Origin of the sequence: Vallicoccus soli, assembly GCF_003594885.1 — a bacterium.
Taxonomy (GTDB): domain Bacteria; phylum Actinomycetota; class Actinomycetes; order Motilibacterales; family Motilibacteraceae; genus Vallicoccus; species Vallicoccus soli.
Genome location: NZ_QZEZ01000004.1, coordinates 50,672 through 65,694 on the forward strand (window position 1 = coordinate 50,672; position 15,023 = coordinate 65,694).

General features: G+C 75.7%; 14 protein-coding genes. 4 read left to right on the plus strand and 10 right to left on the minus strand.

Going from position 1 to position 15,023, the window contains the following annotated elements; translation table 11 throughout:
- Positions 1-730: 730 nt before the first annotated feature.
- The 5 genes from D5H78_RS10115 to D5H78_RS10135 form a co-directional block, all read right to left on the minus strand.
- Positions 731-2,155 (minus strand): relaxase/mobilization nuclease domain-containing protein, encoded by a 1,425-nt coding sequence (locus D5H78_RS10115; protein ID WP_119950365.1) that lies wholly within the window; start codon positions 2,153-2,155, stop codon positions 731-733.
- Positions 2,152-3,084 (minus strand): DUF2637 domain-containing protein, encoded by a 933-nt coding sequence (locus D5H78_RS10120; RefSeq protein ID WP_119950366.1) that lies wholly within the window; start codon positions 3,082-3,084, stop codon positions 2,152-2,154. The genes D5H78_RS10115 and D5H78_RS10120 overlap by 4 nt, the downstream gene beginning before the upstream one ends.
- On the minus strand, positions 3,081-3,566 hold the full coding sequence (locus D5H78_RS10125; RefSeq protein WP_119950367.1) for a plasmid mobilization protein: 486 nt from the start codon (positions 3,564-3,566) through the stop codon (positions 3,081-3,083). Before D5H78_RS10125 ends, D5H78_RS10120 begins: the two co-directional genes overlap by 4 nt.
- A gap of 220 nt (positions 3,567-3,786) precedes the next feature.
- The gene (locus tag D5H78_RS10130; protein WP_119950368.1) at positions 3,787-4,863 is read right to left on the minus strand and encodes a hypothetical protein; all 1,077 of its coding nucleotides are present in this window, start codon (positions 4,861-4,863) and stop codon (positions 3,787-3,789) included.
- A 224-nt stretch (positions 4,864-5,087) separates the two neighbouring features.
- Positions 5,088-5,567, minus strand: a complete 480-nt coding sequence (locus tag D5H78_RS10135; RefSeq protein WP_119950369.1) for an Lrp/AsnC family transcriptional regulator — start codon at positions 5,565-5,567, stop codon at positions 5,088-5,090.
- Positions 5,568-5,662: 95 nt separating this feature from the next.
- Here D5H78_RS10135 and D5H78_RS10140 point away from each other — a divergent pair, with 95 nt between their 5' ends.
- Positions 5,663-6,136 (plus strand): DUF2000 domain-containing protein, encoded by a 474-nt coding sequence (locus tag D5H78_RS10140; RefSeq protein ID WP_177891213.1) that lies wholly within the window; start codon positions 5,663-5,665, stop codon positions 6,134-6,136.
- Positions 6,137-6,187: 51 nt separating this feature from the next.
- Here the strand turns inward: D5H78_RS10140 and D5H78_RS10145 are convergent, their stop codons facing one another.
- The 4 genes from D5H78_RS10145 to D5H78_RS10160 all read right to left on the minus strand — a co-directional run bounded on the left by D5H78_RS10145 (position 6,188) and on the right by D5H78_RS10160 (position 9,620).
- The gene (locus tag D5H78_RS10145) at positions 6,188-7,081 is read right to left on the minus strand and encodes an SDR family oxidoreductase (RefSeq protein ID WP_119950370.1); all 894 of its coding nucleotides are present in this window, start codon (positions 7,079-7,081) and stop codon (positions 6,188-6,190) included.
- Positions 7,078-7,815 (minus strand): SDR family oxidoreductase, encoded by a 738-nt coding sequence (locus D5H78_RS10150; protein WP_119950371.1) that lies wholly within the window; start codon positions 7,813-7,815, stop codon positions 7,078-7,080. The genes D5H78_RS10145 and D5H78_RS10150 overlap by 4 nt, the downstream gene beginning before the upstream one ends.
- Positions 7,816-7,926: 111 nt before the next feature.
- Entirely contained in the window at positions 7,927-8,754 is an 828-nt protein-coding gene (locus D5H78_RS10155; protein ID WP_119950372.1) for a helix-turn-helix domain-containing protein, read from the minus strand.
- Positions 8,754-9,620 (minus strand): helix-turn-helix domain-containing protein, encoded by an 867-nt coding sequence (locus tag D5H78_RS10160; protein WP_119950373.1) that lies wholly within the window; start codon positions 9,618-9,620, stop codon positions 8,754-8,756. The genes D5H78_RS10155 and D5H78_RS10160 overlap by 1 nt, the downstream gene beginning before the upstream one ends.
- A 197-nt stretch (positions 9,621-9,817) precedes the next feature.
- On the opposite strand from D5H78_RS10160, the gene D5H78_RS10165 reads away from it, so the two are divergent.
- On the plus strand, positions 9,818-10,666 hold the full coding sequence (locus tag D5H78_RS10165; RefSeq protein ID WP_119950374.1) for an SDR family NAD(P)-dependent oxidoreductase: 849 nt from the start codon (positions 9,818-9,820) through the stop codon (positions 10,664-10,666).
- A gap of 12 nt (positions 10,667-10,678) precedes the next feature.
- Here D5H78_RS10165 and D5H78_RS10170 read toward each other — a convergent pair whose 3' ends face one another.
- Positions 10,679-11,671, minus strand: a complete 993-nt coding sequence (locus D5H78_RS10170; protein WP_119950375.1) for an SDR family oxidoreductase — start codon at positions 11,669-11,671, stop codon at positions 10,679-10,681.
- A gap of 222 nt (positions 11,672-11,893) precedes the next feature.
- Here D5H78_RS10170 and D5H78_RS10175 point away from each other — a divergent pair, with 222 nt between their 5' ends.
- Both D5H78_RS10175 and D5H78_RS10180 read left to right on the plus strand, forming a co-directional pair.
- Positions 11,894-12,778: a helix-turn-helix transcriptional regulator gene (locus tag D5H78_RS10175; RefSeq protein ID WP_119950550.1), complete on the plus strand. Its 885-nt coding sequence runs from the start codon at positions 11,894-11,896 to the stop codon at positions 12,776-12,778.
- A complete protein-coding gene (locus D5H78_RS10180; RefSeq protein WP_119950376.1) occupies positions 12,775-14,952 on the plus strand; it encodes an MMPL family transporter in 2,178 nt (725 codons plus the stop codon). The genes D5H78_RS10175 and D5H78_RS10180 overlap by 4 nt, the downstream gene beginning before the upstream one ends.
- Positions 14,953-15,023 lie beyond the last annotated feature (71 nt).

Below are 15,023 nucleotides of genomic sequence, written 5' to 3' on the forward strand. Positions count from 1 at the left end.
ACTTGCCAGCAGGCGAGCCAGCCGCCTTCAGCGCCCGCACGCGAGGCGAGGGACCAGCGCGACGGGCAAGGGGGGCCGACGTCATCGCGTCACAGTTCCACGACGGAAGAGGAGAGACATGACTGCAACCTGACATAAGGATTATTTTCGGCTTTCGGTAGAAGAGCTCGTGCGCTCGATTCGGGCGTGCGACTGCTGCTGATCGGCGTCGAGCGGTAGAGATCAAGACGCGACGCGAACGCCTGGTCTCGAACGTCGCACCCCGGCCATCCGCTTAGCGGCTCCTCAGTAACCCCTCTGGCCGTGGTTGCATACCATTACACGCCCCGTGCTTCTATCGGGCGTCCGCGGAACCAGGAAGCTTAGAGCCTTGCACCACTGACCTAGTCTGTGGTGTCAATGAGTAGATCGTTCACGTAGTCGGTCAGGGGCTTGAGCCTCCGACCATATTGGTTGAGCTGATCCGGCCAATAGGCGTGTAGCAACTACCGGGTCAACCACAGGTACACCTGGGTCAGGTCCCGCCCGGCCAGGGCCGCGGGCGAGCAGCATGTCGCCGAGCAGCTGCTCGCCGCGCGGGTCGAAGTAGGCGTCGGTCCGCGCACCCGGGTCGCGCGCCGAGGTCGAGAACCGCGCCTCCCGCGATTGAGAGCGGGCGTTGGTTGGACGCGGGATCGGGGTGTCGGGGGCGCAGCTGTGGGCTTGACGCACGTGTTCTGCTGGCTCGCCGTCATCGTCGTTGGGGCGACCGCCCCAGGTTCACCCGATCGTGCTGGCTCTTGGCGTGCCTGCTCGCAGGACCCTGGCCGTCGGTTGCAGAGGCCGGCGCAGTGGGCGGCGGCCCGACGACGGCACGGCCCAGTTGTTTGTGTCCGTCAGGCGCCAGGTGTCGTCTGACGATCGGAAGGAGGGTCGCCCAGAGGGCTGCGGCTGAGGGCTCCATGCCCCGTTCGTGGTGCGTCAGCGCGTTGCTGAACGCTTGGAGGGCCCGAGCGTCGGCCGTGGACCTCGTGTCTGGGTCGGGCCTCGCGCCCCGGAAGTGGAGGTTGTCGACGGCGTCGGTCAGAAGGCCGCCCCGAGTTCCTTCCACAGCACGAGCGAGAAGTTGCAGCAGGTCGTGCAGGGCTGCCAGGCCGTCCGGCTCGCGGAGCATGAAGGAGTGATGGTGCAGCTCTCGCTCAAGCCGGCGCAGCTGAGCGAAGAGCGCGACGGGCAGCTTGACGGACTGGCCCCGGCCAGCCGGTACGTGGACGTCCTCGCGCCGCGCGACAGCGTCCGCCGTGCGAGGGTTCGGGCCACGCCTGGCCCATCGTCGTTCGAGCCGCGGTAGGGCGAGGTCGGGGGCGAGTTTGCTGCCGCCGAACCACACCGGCTGCCCGCGGTCGTCGTGGTCGCCGGGCCAGGCGACGGCGTACCCGGTGCGCAGTGCGGGGTGCTGTCTGCTGTGGCGTTCGCGGATGAGCAGGCCTTGGTTGCGGAGCCGGTCCAGGAAGTCTTCGGTGCTGGTGGCGCCAGCGGCGGCGATGCGGACCTCTCGGCGCAGGGTGAGGCGGGGTGCCTCGCGTCGGGCGTGCCGGGCGGCCTTCTCGGTCTCGGCGCGGGTGGGCCGGCGCGGTGCGGTGCGATCGCGGGGTGCTGTGCGGACGAGGTGGTAGCGGTCCTCGAGGTCGCGGCACGCTCGCCCGACGCGGTAGTAGTCGTTGGACGGTCGGGCCGGGCGCCCGTCCTCGCGGGCGAGGGTGACCACCAGGTGGATGTGGTCCTCGGCGTGTCGTACGGCGACCCATCGGCACCCAATGATGTCCTCGGGTGAGGCGCCGGCGGCGGGGGGCACGAGACCGGTCCGGTCGAGGACTTCGCGGGCGACCGCGCCCCACTGCCCGTCGGACAGTCGGGGGTCGGTCGGTGCGACGCGCAGGGCGCAGTGCCAGACGGGGTTTGCCGGCGGGCGAGGGCAGGCCTGCAGCGGCTGCTCGAGCAGGTTAGCGAGCCGGCGGACGTCGTGCCGACCCTCACGTACGGCGGGCTCGAGCAGTTGCGGGTCGTCCCAGGCGCCGACGAGGTGCGGGTCGGTGTGCTCGTTAGCGCGCCCGGGGCCGTAGAGGTAGCGGAGCAGCCCGGCGACGTCGCTGCCACGGACGATCTTGCCGATCATGCCGCGGACGAAGTTCCCCGCTCGAGGCTGGCGAGCTGCCCCTGGGCCTGACTGCGCACGCGCTGGGCGGTCCGTACCGACAACTCATGCCCGCGGCCGCGCAGGTGCTCGGCCAGGGCGACAGCGGTCAGGTGGGGGGCGTGCTGCAGCAGCGCGACAGCATCGGCCACTCGATCAGGGTGCCGCTCCGGCCGTCGGCGGCCTCGCTCCTGAGCCTGCGGTGTGACGGCCGCTGGCTCCGGCAGGTCCGCGGGTTCGATCCCCTTGAGACCGTGGGTGGGCAAGGCCGCAGGAGGACTCGAGGCGGCGTGGTCGGCGGAGGGTGCAGCAACGTGGCTCGGATCAAGCGCTGCGAGGGCTTCCTGCCGCCAGGCAAGCCACGTCCTGAGCGGTGCGAGGAACCAGAGCACCGGGTGGCGGCGGGGCAGCGCAGGCTTCACGGAATGCGGGGCATGGGTGAGTCGGGCGTCCCTCCGGGCGTCGCTCACCGCGGACTCGAGGCAGACGACGAACATTGCCGGGGGTACGGCGTGCACGAGCACTCCGACCAGCCCGCGCGCTGCCGCGGCGTTGGCCAGGACCGACGCGGTGGAAAGGGTCAGGACCAGCGCACGCAGACCTGTAGCGCTCCGACCTTTGCGTGCTGCCATGGCGACCTTGAGGCTGAGCACGACGATCCCGAGGTCGAACGAGAGCGGCACGGCGGGGGCAAGCCAGGGAGAGAACCCGCCGACGGACAGGGCCAGGTCGCGCAGCGTCTCGTAGCTGGCGGCGAAGCCGATGACCGCCAGCAGACCCAAACCCCCGGCCACGACGCCACGCGTGATGCTGTCGCCAACCCGGCTCGGGCTGTGCGGACTGCCGAGACGGTCGCGGCGCTCGCAGATGTGCTGGCTGTTGGGAGCGGGCTCGGGCTGTGCGACGGTCACGAAGCCTCCCGCTCCTGCGCCCCGCTCTGGCTGTCCGGCGGAGCCTGTGCCCCTCGTCGCGGCTGCGGACGACGACGTTCGGCGCGGCTGGCGTCGGCCACGACGCCGGCGGCCGCCTCAAGCCTGCTGACCGCCTGGCTCGTGAGACGCACCGCTTGCGGCAGCCACTCGGGCGCCTGACCGAGGCTGTTCAGTTCGCGCACCGCCTGGTTGACGTTGGTCCCGAACTTGCGCACCTGAGTGCGCGCCGCCATGAGCTCCACGAGGGCCTCGCGGAGCGGCAGCGTCGACGGCGCGTGGACGCCTCGGGCGGCGGCGAGGGCTGCCTCGGCGACGTAGCCGGTGAGGGTCAGACCCGCGGCGCGCGCGGCCTCGGCGAGCAGGGCGTACTCGTCGTTCGAGAAGCGTGAGAACACCGAGCGCTCACGTCGCGGCTGGCGGTGGTCTCGGTCCCGCCCCGGTCCGCGGTTCCCGCGGTTCACCGTGCACCCCCAGGACCGCGCCCGGTCCGACGCCGCGCCCGGCGTCCTGCCCAGCGAGCCGCCGCGCCAGCGGTGAGCGGCGCCGCCGCGGCGGGCGTCTGCTTAGCAGACGCATATCTTGCTCCCGCCGTTCGAGCATGCCTGCAGGCCGCCGTTGCGGTGGTGGTGCCGCCGGTGCAGCGGAAGTAGCCCACAGCGGACGTGCCGGTCGCGGTGGTGCTCATCGTGCCTCCTCATCGTGGTCGTGGGGTCCGGGGTCCTGCTCCAGCAGCTCGACCGACCGGCGGGCGACGGTGGAGCGGGTGAGGGGTAGCCCGGCGGCCTCGAGCTCGGCGCGGGCGCGCCGCTGCAGCGCGACCCGGCGCCCACCGAGCTCGGCGAGGCGCTGCTCGAGCGCCGGCAGGTGGATGTCGTGGCGGGTGCCGGCACCACGGGCCGCGGCCTGCTCCGCTGTGTCCCACCAGGGCCCCGGGCAGGTCAGGCGCATCGGGCTCTTCGTAGCCGGGTCGGCGGCCACCGCGCGCAGCGCGGCCGCAGCGTGCTGCGCCGGCCAGCCGCCGTCGGTCACCGCGACGGCCAGCACCTCGGCCACCCGTCGTGCGGTCCAGCGGGTGGCCGGCTGGCCGAGCGCCCGGCGCAGCCGCTGGCACTCGGCCGCCAGCGCCTCGAGGTCCACGGCCACCCCGAGCGCGGCCAAGTCTGCGGCGGTCACGGCCGCGGCAGCGGGGTGGGTGTCGCCGTGACCCGTCCCGCCGCCGCCCCGCCGGTCGGCGGTCCGGTCGCAGGAGGCGGGAGGAGGAGGAACCTCCTGGGTCAAGGCTCCTGGGTCGGGCCGCAGGACTGCGGCCAGGATGGCCGCACGGGCCGGGCCAGGGGTGGCCGCACCGGTGCGGCCAGGGGTAGCCGCAGGACTGCGGCCAGGGGGAGTGGCTGCATCCGTGCGGCCACCCCTTCCAAGGGGCCGGGCGGCAGGCGACGTGCTCATGAGGTGGTAGCGGTTCGTTAGGTTCTGCCGGCCGCGCCGGCGCCGCTCGACGACCACGGCCCCGACCGCAACGAGCTCCTTCATCGCCCGGTCGACAGTGTCCTTGGAACGCTTGCGCAGCCGTTGAGCGAGCAGAGCCCGCCCGGGCATGCGCTGCCCAGAGGACTGCCCGTAGCGCAGCAGCACGCTGTAGAGCCGGTAGGCGCAGTCGCTGATGTCCGCGTCGATGACCCACTCGGGGACGATCGCGAAGTGCTGCTCGACGACGAGCGTGCCCTCGTCCTCGAAGTCGTCGATCCGGTCCTCAGCCATGCCGGGCCACCCCCGAGAACGGGGGCGACTGCAAACCGACTGCTAACGGAGCCGCGAGGACGACGACGCCAGCGCTGGTACGAGGTGGGACGGGTGGAGCGTGCAGCAGGCTCGGAAAGCGCACAGCCGAGCCTACGCGTCACCGTCCGGCACGGGGGGCTGCGCCCTTTTAATCCGCGGGTTGTGGGTTCGATCCCCACGGGGCCCACCGCCTCCGCGGGCCCCTACCGCCCCTCGGGCCCCGGGACCGGCTCGAGCCACGGGCCGCGCAGGTGCTCGTACACGACGCTGGTCCGCACGTCGGCGACCTCCGGCCGCTGGGTGAGGCGGTCGATGACGAAGGCGTACAGCGCCTCGTTGTCCGGCACCGCGACGTGGATGAGGAAGTCCTCGGAGCCGGAGACGACGAAGACGCCGAGCGTCTCGGGCAGGTGCGACACCCAGTCGCGGAAGGCGTCGATGGTCCGCCGGGACGGGGGCCGTACCCGCACGGCGATGAGGGCCTGCACCGGGCGGCCGATCGCGGCCAGGTCCACGTCGAGCACGGCGCCGCGGATCACGCCGCGCCGGCGGAGGCTGCGCGTGCGGTCCAGCGCGGTGGTGGGGGAGATGCCGACGGCGGCGGCGACGTCGCGGTTGGTGCGCCGTGCGTCCGACTGCAGGGCGCGCAGGATCGCCGTATCAATCGCGTCGAGACGCGCCATGACCGCTCCTCGTCCGTACGTCGTACGGGTCTGCTTGTGCCGTGCCGGGCGCCTGCCTAGCGTCCGCGCGTCAGATCGTACGAGCGGAGGACGCCGTGGAGCAGTCGCTGGTGGTCGGGTTCGCGCCCGAGGAGGTCGTGACGGACGAGCCGACGCGGTCCGCGCGGCTCAAGTGGGTCGTGGTCGTGGACGCGGCGCTGCCGCCCGGGCGGGCCACGAACGCGGTGGCGTGCATCGCCGCGACCACGGGGGCGGCCGTGGACGGGCTCGTCGCCCGCGGGGGCCCGGACGCCGCCGGCGACGTCCACCCCGGCCTGCCGTGGGCCGGCTGCTCCGTGCTGGCGGCGAGCGCCGAGCAGCTGGCGGACGTGCGGGCCCGCGCGGTGGCGGCCGAGGGAGTGCTGGTCGTGGACATGCCGGCCGCCGCCCAGGCGCACCGGGAGTACGACGACTACCTGGCCGAGCTGGCCGGGACCGCGCCCGAGGACCTGCGGGTCGGCGCGGTGAGCGTCGTGGGGCCGCGCAACCGGGTCGACAAGCTGGTCAAGCGGCTGGCCCTGCTGGCGTGACGCCGGCCTGCGCCGCGGCCCGGGCCCGCCGCGGCGCGCGCCGGGCCGCGCTCACCGCGGCCCGAGCATCTCCGGGAAGCCCAGGATCCGGTAGAACTCGCGACGTACCCGGTCCCCGACGCGGAAGACCTCCTCCGCGCCGTCCTGGGCCGGGTCGACGTACACCCGGAACGGCCGCCGGCCCTTGGGCAGCCCGACGACCTCGACGATGCGCCGCGCCACCTCGCCGGGGTCGGCGTCCGGCGGTGACTGCGCGGCCTGGCGCCGCAGCAGCTCGTCGACGGCGCCGTCGTGCGCGTCGGCGTACTCCCGGGCCACGCCCTCGTCCTCGGGGTGCCCGGCGTGCGCGTAGTGGTTGGTCCCGGTCGTGAACGAGCCGGGCACGACGATGGTGGTGTCGATGCCGAAGGGCGAGAGCTCGGCGGCGTAGCTCACGGCCAGCGAGTCCTCCGCCGCCTTCGCCGCGAAGTACGGCCCGAGGTAGGGCGGGGTGCCGCCGCGGGCGCTGCTGGAGCCCACCCAGACGAGGAGCCCGTCCCGCTGCCTGCGCAGGTGCGGCAGGACGGCCCGGTTGAGCCGCTGGGTGGTGAGGACGTTGCTGTCGTACACCGCGGCGAGCTGCTCGGGGGTGAACGCCTCCGCCGGCCCGAGGACCATGTGCCCCGCGTTGTGCACGACGACGTCGATCCGCCCCGCCTCGTCGAGGACGCGCTGCACGGCGGCGTCGACCGACCCCTGGTCGCCGACGTCCAGCTCGACGGCGCGGGCGCTGGGCCCGTACGCGTCGAAGTCGGCCGCCGCCGCGGCGTTGCGGCCGGCGGTGGCGCGCATGCCGCCGTAGACCAGGTGCCCCGCGTCGGCCAGGGCGCGCGCGGTCATCGCGCCGAAGCCGCTCGAGGCGCCGGTGACGACGACGGTCCTCCCCGTCCCGGCGGCGGGCCTCATGCCAGGCCCCCGTTGACGTAGAGGACCTGGCCGTTCACCCACCGGGCCGGTCCCGCGAGGAAGGAGACGACTTCCGCGACGTCCTCGGGCCTGCCCAGGCGCTCGAGCGGGGACTGCTCGGCCATCCGCTCGATGACCTCCTCCGGCTTGCCGTCGAGGAAGAGCGGCGTGGCGGTGGGGCCGGGGGCGACCGCGTTCACCGTGACGTCGCGCCCGCGCAGCTCGAGCGCGAGGATCCTCGTGATCGCGTCGACCGCCCCCTTGCTCGCCGCGTAGGCGGAGTACGTCGGCAGCGACAGCCGCACGACGGACGAGGAGAAGTTCACGATCGCCCCGCCGGGCCGCACGCGCCGGGCGGCGAGCTGGCTGACGACGAAGGTGCCGCGGACGTTGGTGCGGTGCAGCGCGTCGAGCTCCTCCAGGTCCAGCTCGACCAGGGGTGCTAGCCGCATGACGCCGGCGGTGTGCACGACGACGTCCACGCCGCCGAACGCGCGCTCCGCGGCGTCCAGGACGCCGGCGACCTGGTCGGGCTCGGCGACGTCCGCGCGGGCGGCGAGCGCGCGCGCCCCGGCGGCGGTGAGCCGCCCGACGAGGTCCTCCGCCCGGTCCGCCGACCCCGAGTACGCGACGACGACGGCCGTCCCGTCCTGCGCGAGGCGCTCGCAGACGGCGCGCCCGATGCCGCCCGAGCCTCCCGTGACGACGGCCACCCTGTCGACTCCTGCCGGCATGCCGGTCCTCCCTCCCGGAGCGGACCCGCGCCGCCCGTGCGCCGATCCTCGGCGGGCGGGGGGGCGCGCCGGGCGCCCGTGGTTGCGGCAGCTGCGCCCGGCGTTGCGGCGTCAGCGGCCGCGGCCCCGGTACGCCGTCGGGCTGCAGCCGTAGGCCCGCCGGAAGGCCGCGGCGAACCGCGCCGGGCTGCGGTAGCCGCAGGCGCCCGCGACCTGCTGCACCGTCAGGCGGGTCCCGCGCAGGAGGCCCTCCGCGGCCTGCAGCCTCACCCGGGCCAGGTAGCGGTGCGGGGTGAGACCCGTGGCCGCGCTGAAGCCGCGCAGGAAGTGGTACTTGCTCAGGCTGACCACCGCCGCCAGGTCGGCGAGCGGCACGTCCTCGGCCAGGTGGTCGTGCATGTACGCGACGACCCGCTCGACGTCGCGGCCCGCGAGCGGCGTCGGGGCCGGCGGGCGGCTCGGTGCGCTGCGGTGCGCCAGGTGCGCCACCAGGGCCTGCGCCAGGGAGTCCGCGTAGAGCGCCGGCCCCCGCTCGTCGAGCGCCTGCTCGAGGGCACGCGCCCCCGCGGCGGCGAACGGGTCGTCGACCGACAGCGCGTCGGGGAAGCGGTTGCTGTCCGGGACGAGCGAGGGGTCGAGGTGCAGGTGCAGCGACCTCAGCGGGGACCGCCCGTCCGAGCGCCAGCGCAGCGTGCTGTCCCGGCCCGGTGCGCTGACGCCCATCGACCCCGGGCGGTAGTCCGCCTGGCGCCAGGTGCCGTCGTGCCGGCTCTCGATGCGGTAGCGCCCGGCCGTGACGAGGACCAGGAGCAGGTCCTCGGACCGTACGGTGAACGCCTCGCTCGCCGCCGGGTCCTCGTAGACGCGCGCCGCGACCGCCGTCCAGCCCAGGCCGTCGCTGGAGCGCAGCAGCCGGGAGGGCAGGCCGACCGCCGCCATCAGGGGAGGACCGTGCGGTCGGCGGCCGGCAGTCCCCAGCTGGCGAGCGTGCGCAGCCCCTGCACGGACGCGCTGCCGGGCTCGGCGGTGTAGACGAAGAGGGTCTGGTCGGGGTCCCCGGGCAGCGTCAGGGTCTCGTAGCCCAGGACGAGGTCGCCGACGACCGGGTGGCGGAAGCGCTTGCTGCCGGACGTGCGCTGGTAGACGCGGTGCTCCTGCCACCAGGTGCGGAACTCCGGGCTGCCCGCGGCGAGCTCGGCGACGAGGTCCCGCGCCGCGCGGTCCCCCGGGTCGCGGCCGGTGTCGAGGCGCAGGGTCTCGACGACGGCGCGCGCCTGCACGTCCCAGTCGGCGAACAGGGCGCGGGCCTCGTCGGACAGCAGGACCCAGCGCGCGTAGTTGCGCTGGCGCGCCGGCATGCGGTCCCAGTCGACGAGCAGGGCCCGCGCGACCCGGTTGGCGGCGAGCACGTCGGTGCGGCGCCCCAGGACCATCGCCGGCTGCCCCTCCAGCGCGTCGAGCAGCTGGTGCAGGCCCGGTCGCACGCGCTGGACCTCCGGGGCCCGCGTGGGCCTCGTCGTGGTCCCCTCGCCGAGGAGGTCCGCGAGGTGCGCGCGCCCTGCCGCGTCGAGGTCGAGGGCGCGGGCCACCGCGTCGACGACGCCGGTCGACGGCCGGACCGGCCGGCCCTGCTCGAGCCGCGTGTAGTAGTCCGTCGAGACGCCGGCGAGCAGCGCGACCTCCTCGCGGCGCAGCCCGGGGACGCGGCGCACCCGCCCGTCCGCCGGCAGCCCGGCCCGCGCAGGGTCGACGCCGGCGCGCGCCCGGCGCAGGAAGTCCGCGAGCTCTCGTCGGGTGCCGTCCACCCGCCCATGCTCACACGCCGGAGCCCCCGCCGGCACGGTCCAGGGTGGGTCCGGCGGTCCTGGGCGGCGCGGTCCCGGGCAGCGCGGTCCCAGTCACGACCGGGCCCGTCGTGGACCCCTCGGCGGCCCCGCGCGCTCCCACGCTGGAGGGGCGCCGCCGGACCGCGGCGGCGCCCCCACCGAGGCGAGGAGCCACCATGACCACCACCACCCGCACCTGGTTCGTCACCGGCACGTCGCGCGGACTGGGGCTGCAGCTCGTACGGCAGCTCCTCGAGCGCGGCGAGGCCGTCGCGGCGACGACCCGCTCGACCGGGCGCCTGCTCGCCGGGCTCGACGGGGTCGGCACGGAGCGGCTGCTGCCGCTGGAGGTCGACCTCGCTGACGAGGCCGCGGTGCGTACGGCCGTCGCCGCCGCCGTCGAGCGCTTCGGCGGCCTCGACGTCGTGGTCAACAACGCCGGGTACGGCCACCTCGCCGCGGTCGAGGAGGTCAGCGACCGGGAGGCGCGCGCCATGTTCGACGTGCAGGTCTTCGGCGTCTGGAACGTCCTGCGCGCCGCCCTGCCGGTCCTGCGCGAGGCCGGCCGCGGGCACGTCGTCAACGTCTCGTCGGTCCTCGGCCTGACCTCGTTCCCCGGCTGGGGCCTCTACTGCGCCGGCAAGTACGCCCTCGAGGGCCTCACCGGGTCGCTGGCCGCGGAGGTCGCGCACCTCGGGGTGCGCGTGACGCTCGTCGAGCCGGGCTACCTGCGCACGGACTTCCTGACCCCTGCCTCGCTGGCCCTGCCGCAGCGCACCCTGCCCGGCTACGAGGCCGTGCGCGAGATGACGGCCGCCCACCAGGGCATGCCGGGCACGCAGCTGGGTGACCCCGCCCGCGCCGCGGAGGCTGTCGTGGCCGTCGTCGACGCGGGCGACGCGCCGCTGCACCAGCTCCTCGGGTCGGACTCGCTGGCCCTGGTGGGCGCCCGCCTGGAAGCGCTTGCCGCGGACGTGGAGGCCGGCGCGGCGCTGGCGCGCACCACGGACATCGTCGACGGCTGAGCGAGGGGCGGCTCAGGCCGGCAGCGGGTGCTCGCGGTCCGGCCCGGGGCCGGCCCCGGGCGCCTCGCCGCCGTCCGGGAACGCCACCCCCGCGAGCCGCTCCGAGAGCGTCCAGACGCGCTGGGCCTCGTCGGGGCTGCGCAGCGGCCGGTACGGCTCCTGCTCCGCCGGCGGCCCGCTGATGTGCCGGAAGCGGCGGGGGCCGTAGAGGCGCCCTCCGGCATCCGGCGCCGTGGCGGCGAGCAGGGCGGGCAGCGCGGCCGTCTCGGGGGTCCCGGCGATGCCGAGCGCCGACAGCCGCCGGATCAGCCGGACGTCGCGCGTCTCCTCCGGGCGGCCGATGCCGGGCTGCGCCGCGAGCAGGTTGGTCGGGGCGATCCCCGGGTGCGAGAGGGCGCTCGCGACCCCCCAGCCGCCCGCGGCGCTGCGCCGGTCCAGCTCGAGGCCGAAGAGCCCTACGGCGACCTTCGACTGCGCGTACGCGGCGAACGGCTCGTAGGAACGCTCCCACTGCAGGTCGTCCCAGTGCATCGCCCCGCGGTCCGCGGCGACGCTCACCTGCCACACCACGCGTGCACGGGCGGCCCGCAGCAGCGGCATCAGGCGCCCCGTGAGCGCGACGTGGCCGACGTGGTTGGTCCCGAGCTGCAGCTCGTACCCGTCGGCGGTCGTGCGCCGCTCGGGCGGCGTCATGACGCCGGCGTTGTTGACGAGGAGGTCGACGGGGCGGCCCTCCCCGAGCAGGGCGTCGGCGAACGCGCGCACCGACGCGAGCGAGGCCAGGTCCAGGGCGTGCAGGGTGACCCGCGCCCCGGGCACCTGCGTCCGCAGGTGCGCGGCGGCCGCGTCGCCCTTGGCGGAGCTGCGGACCGGCAGGACGAGGTCGGCGCCGGCCGCGGCGAGGCGGCGGGCGATGACCAGGCCGATGCCGTCGCTGCCCCCGGTGAGCACCGCCCGGCGTCCCGACAGGTCGGGGAGGGCGGTGCCGGTCGTCGTACGGGCCATGGTCGGGCTCCTGTGCTGGGTGGGTGCGCCGTGCGGCGCCGTGCGGCCACTCTCGCCCGACCCGCGGACCGGAGGCAGGGCCTGCCGATCCCCCCTTCCGGAGCCCCGCGGCGCGGGGCGAGGGGGGGATCGTCGGGCCGTGGCTGCGCCCCTCGCGCTCCGGTAGGAACGGCGGTGCCGCCCCGGCAGGGACGGTCCGACCCGCACCCCGAGGAGCACGTGGTGATCGATCGAGCCGGCTTGGCGGAGTTCCTCCGGCGGCGCCGCGAGGCGCTGCAGCCCGAGGACGTCGGGCTGCCGCGCGGCCCGCGCCGCCGCACGGCGGGGCTGCGGCGCGAGGAGGTCGCCGCGCTCTGCCACATGTCGACCGACTACTACTCGCGCCTGGAGCGCGAGCGGGGTCCCCAGCCGTCGGAGCAGATGGTCGCGTCGATCGCGCAGGGCCTGCACCTGACCCTCGACGAGCGCGACCACCTGCACCGCCTGGCCGGGCACCAGCCGCCGCCCCGCGGGGCGAGCAGCGAGCACATCAGCCCCGGCCTGCTGCGGATCTTCGACCGCCTCGCGGACACGCCCGCCGAGATCGTCACCGAGCTCGGCGAGACGCTGCGCCAGACGCCGCCCGGGGTCGCGCTCGTGGGTGACGCCACCCGCTACACCGGCCCGGCGCGCAGCAGGGGCTACCGGTGGTTCGCGGACCCCGCGGCGCGCGAGCTCTACGTCCCCGAGGACCGCGCCCTCATGAGCCGCATGTACGCCGCCGGGCTGCGCCAGCTGCTCGCGGTCCGGGGCCCCGGGTCGAGGGCGGCGCACCTGGCGGAGCTGCTGCTCGAGCGGAGCGAGGAGTTCCGCACCCTCTGGGCCGCGCACGAGGTCGGCGTCCACCGCGACGAGGTGAAGCGCTACCTGCACCCCGAGGTGGGTCGGCTCGACCTCGAGTGCCAGACGCTCGTCGACCCGCACCAGGCCCACCGCCTGCTCGTCTACACCGCCGTCCCCGGCTCCGAGAGCTACGAGAAGCTCCGGATGCTCACGGTGATCGGCGCCCAGTCCCTCGCCCTCAGCCCCCCAGGCGCCGCCGGCGCAGATCCCGGAGACCCCCGATGACCCGCTTCCTGCACCACCTCGGCCGCTCCTCGGCGGCGCACCCCTGGCGCACCGTCGGCGCGTGGGTGCTGGCCGCCGTGCTGGCCACCCTCGCCGGCGGTGCCCTCGGCGGCACGACGCGGGACGACTTCGACGTCGAGGGCGCACCCGCCCTCGCCGGCATCCAGTCGCTGCGCGAGCACTTCCCGGGCTCCGGCGCGGCCGGCAGCTCCGCCCAGGTCGTCGTCCACGACCCGGCGGGGACCCCGCTCGACGGGGCGTCCGTCGCCGACGTCGCGTCCCGTCTCGCGCAGGTCGAGCACGTCACCTCCGTGGGGGCGCCGCGCTGGTCCGGCGACCGCGACACCGCGCTGCTCGCCGTCAGCCTGGACGCCCCCGTCACCGACCCGGACCTCGCGGGGGGCCGCGGCGCCGAGGCCCTCGAGGCCGCGGTGCAGGGCGCCGCGCCGGGGCTGCAGGTCGAGCTCGGCGGCGAGCTGCCGAACGTCTCCACCGGGGAGGTGCGGGGCACGGGCGAGCTCGTCGGCGCGGCCGTCGCCCTGCTGCTCATGGTCGTCGTGCTGGGCACGGTCGTCGCCGCCGGCCTGCCCCTGCTCGTCGCCCTCACCGGGCTCGCCGTGTCCGCCGCCGGGGTCACGCTCCTGGCCGCCGTGACCGAGGTCAGCACCACCGCCCCGACCGTCGCGGTCATGGTGGGCCTCGGCGTCGGCATCGACTACGCGCTGCTGCTCGTCACCCGGCACCTGGAGCACCTGCGCGCCGGGCTCCCCGTCACCGAGGCCGCCGGCCGCGCCGCCGCGACGGCCGGGCGGTCGGTGGTCTTCGCCGCCGCCATCGTGCTCGTCTCCCTCATGGGCCTGCCGCTGGCCGGACTGCCGATGTACTCCTCGTTCGGCTTCGCCACGGGCATCGCCGTGGTGGCCGTCGCCGCCGCCGCCCTCACCCTCGTCCCCGCCCTGTGCGGGATCCTCGGGCGGCGCCTGCTGCCGCGCCGCGAGCGCCGCGAGCGCCGCGACGGCGCCCTGCGCCCGGCCGTCCCGGCCCAGCGCACGCGCCGGCCCGCGCCCTGGTCCGCGCGGTGGGCGGCCGCCGTCGCCCGCAGGCCGGTGCCGTGGGCCGTCGCCGCGTCGGCCCTCGTGCTCGCGCTCGCCGCGCCCGCCCTCGACATGCGCACGTTCCCGCGGGACGTGTCGAACAACCCGGCGGACAGCACCACGCGGCAGGCGTACGACATCGTCGCGGCCGAGTACGGCGCGGGCGCGAACGGCCCGCTCACGGTGGTCGTCGACCGCGCCGCCGTCGGCGACGCGGGCGTGGCCGCGGCCCGGGAGCGGCTGCTGGCCGAGGACGAGGTCGTCGCCGTCGGCGAGCCGGTCGTGTCGCCGGACGGGCAGGTCGCGGTGCTCGAGGCGCAGCCGGCCTCCGGCCCCGCCGACGAGCGCACCCACGCGCTGGTCGAGCGCCTGCGCGCGGAGCTCGACGGCGCCCAGGTCACCGGCAGCACGGCGATGCAGTCCGACATCGCGGTGCTCCTGTCGGAGCGGCTGTGGCTCGTCGTCGGCGTCGTCGTCGCGGTGTCGATGCTCCTGCTGGCGGCGATGTTCCGCTCGCTCGTCGTGCCGCTCAAGGCGGCGGTGCTCAACCTGCTCTCGATCGGCGCCGCGTACGGCGTCGTCACCGCGGTGTTCCAGTGGGGCTGGGGTGCCGGGCTGCTCGGGGTCGACCACCCGATGCCCGTCTCGAGCTTCCTGCCGATCCTGCTCTTCGCCATCCTCTTCGGCCTGTCCATGGACTACGAGGTGTTCCTGCTCTCGCGGATCCGTGAGCACTGGCTCCGCACCGGCGAGGCGCGCTCGGCCGTCGTGCAGGGCCTCGCGGCCACCGGCCGGGTCATCTCGACCGCCGCGGCCGTCATGGTGGTCGTCTTCCTCGGCTTCGCCACCGAGGCCGACGTCGTGGTGCGCCAGCTCGGGCTCGGCATGGCCGTCGCCGTCGCCCTCGACGCGACCGTCGTGCGCATGGTCCTCGTCCCCGCGTCGATGGCCCTGCTGGGGCGGGCGTCCTGGTGGCTGCCCGCGTGGATCGACCGGCTCCTGCCGCGCATCGAGGCCGAGGCCGCCGACCAGCAGCCCGGCCGGGACCACGAGGGCGAGCGCGCCGGCGCCCTCGGCTGAGCACGCGCGGGGCGGCCCGCAGGGGCGGGCCGCCCCGCCGACGCGCACCCGCCCCGCCGCCGCGCACCCGC

Coding starts and splice junctions, on each gene's coding strand:
- D5H78_RS10150 (WP_119950371.1), bottom strand. CDS start 7,815: ATGCCGGCAGGAGTCGACAGGGTGGCCGTCGTCACGGGAGGCTCGGGC.
- D5H78_RS10130 (WP_119950368.1), bottom strand. CDS start 4,863: ATGGCTGAGGACCGGATCGACGACTTCGAGGACGAGGGCACGCTCGTC.
- D5H78_RS10180 (WP_119950376.1), top strand. CDS start 12,775: ATGACCCGCTTCCTGCACCACCTCGGCCGCTCCTCGGCGGCGCACCCC.
- D5H78_RS10170 (WP_119950375.1), bottom strand. CDS start 11,671: ATGGCCCGTACGACGACCGGCACCGCCCTCCCCGACCTGTCGGGACGC.
- D5H78_RS10135 (WP_119950369.1), bottom strand. CDS start 5,567: ATGGCGCGTCTCGACGCGATTGATACGGCGATCCTGCGCGCCCTGCAG.
- D5H78_RS10155 (WP_119950372.1), bottom strand. CDS start 8,754: ATGGCGGCGGTCGGCCTGCCCTCCCGGCTGCTGCGCTCCAGCGACGGC.
- D5H78_RS10165 (WP_119950374.1), top strand. CDS start 9,818: ATGACCACCACCACCCGCACCTGGTTCGTCACCGGCACGTCGCGCGGA.
- D5H78_RS10115 (WP_119950365.1), bottom strand. CDS start 2,155: ATGATCGGCAAGATCGTCCGTGGCAGCGACGTCGCCGGGCTGCTCCGC.
- D5H78_RS10145 (WP_119950370.1), bottom strand. CDS start 7,081: ATGAGGCCCGCCGCCGGGACGGGGAGGACCGTCGTCGTCACCGGCGCC.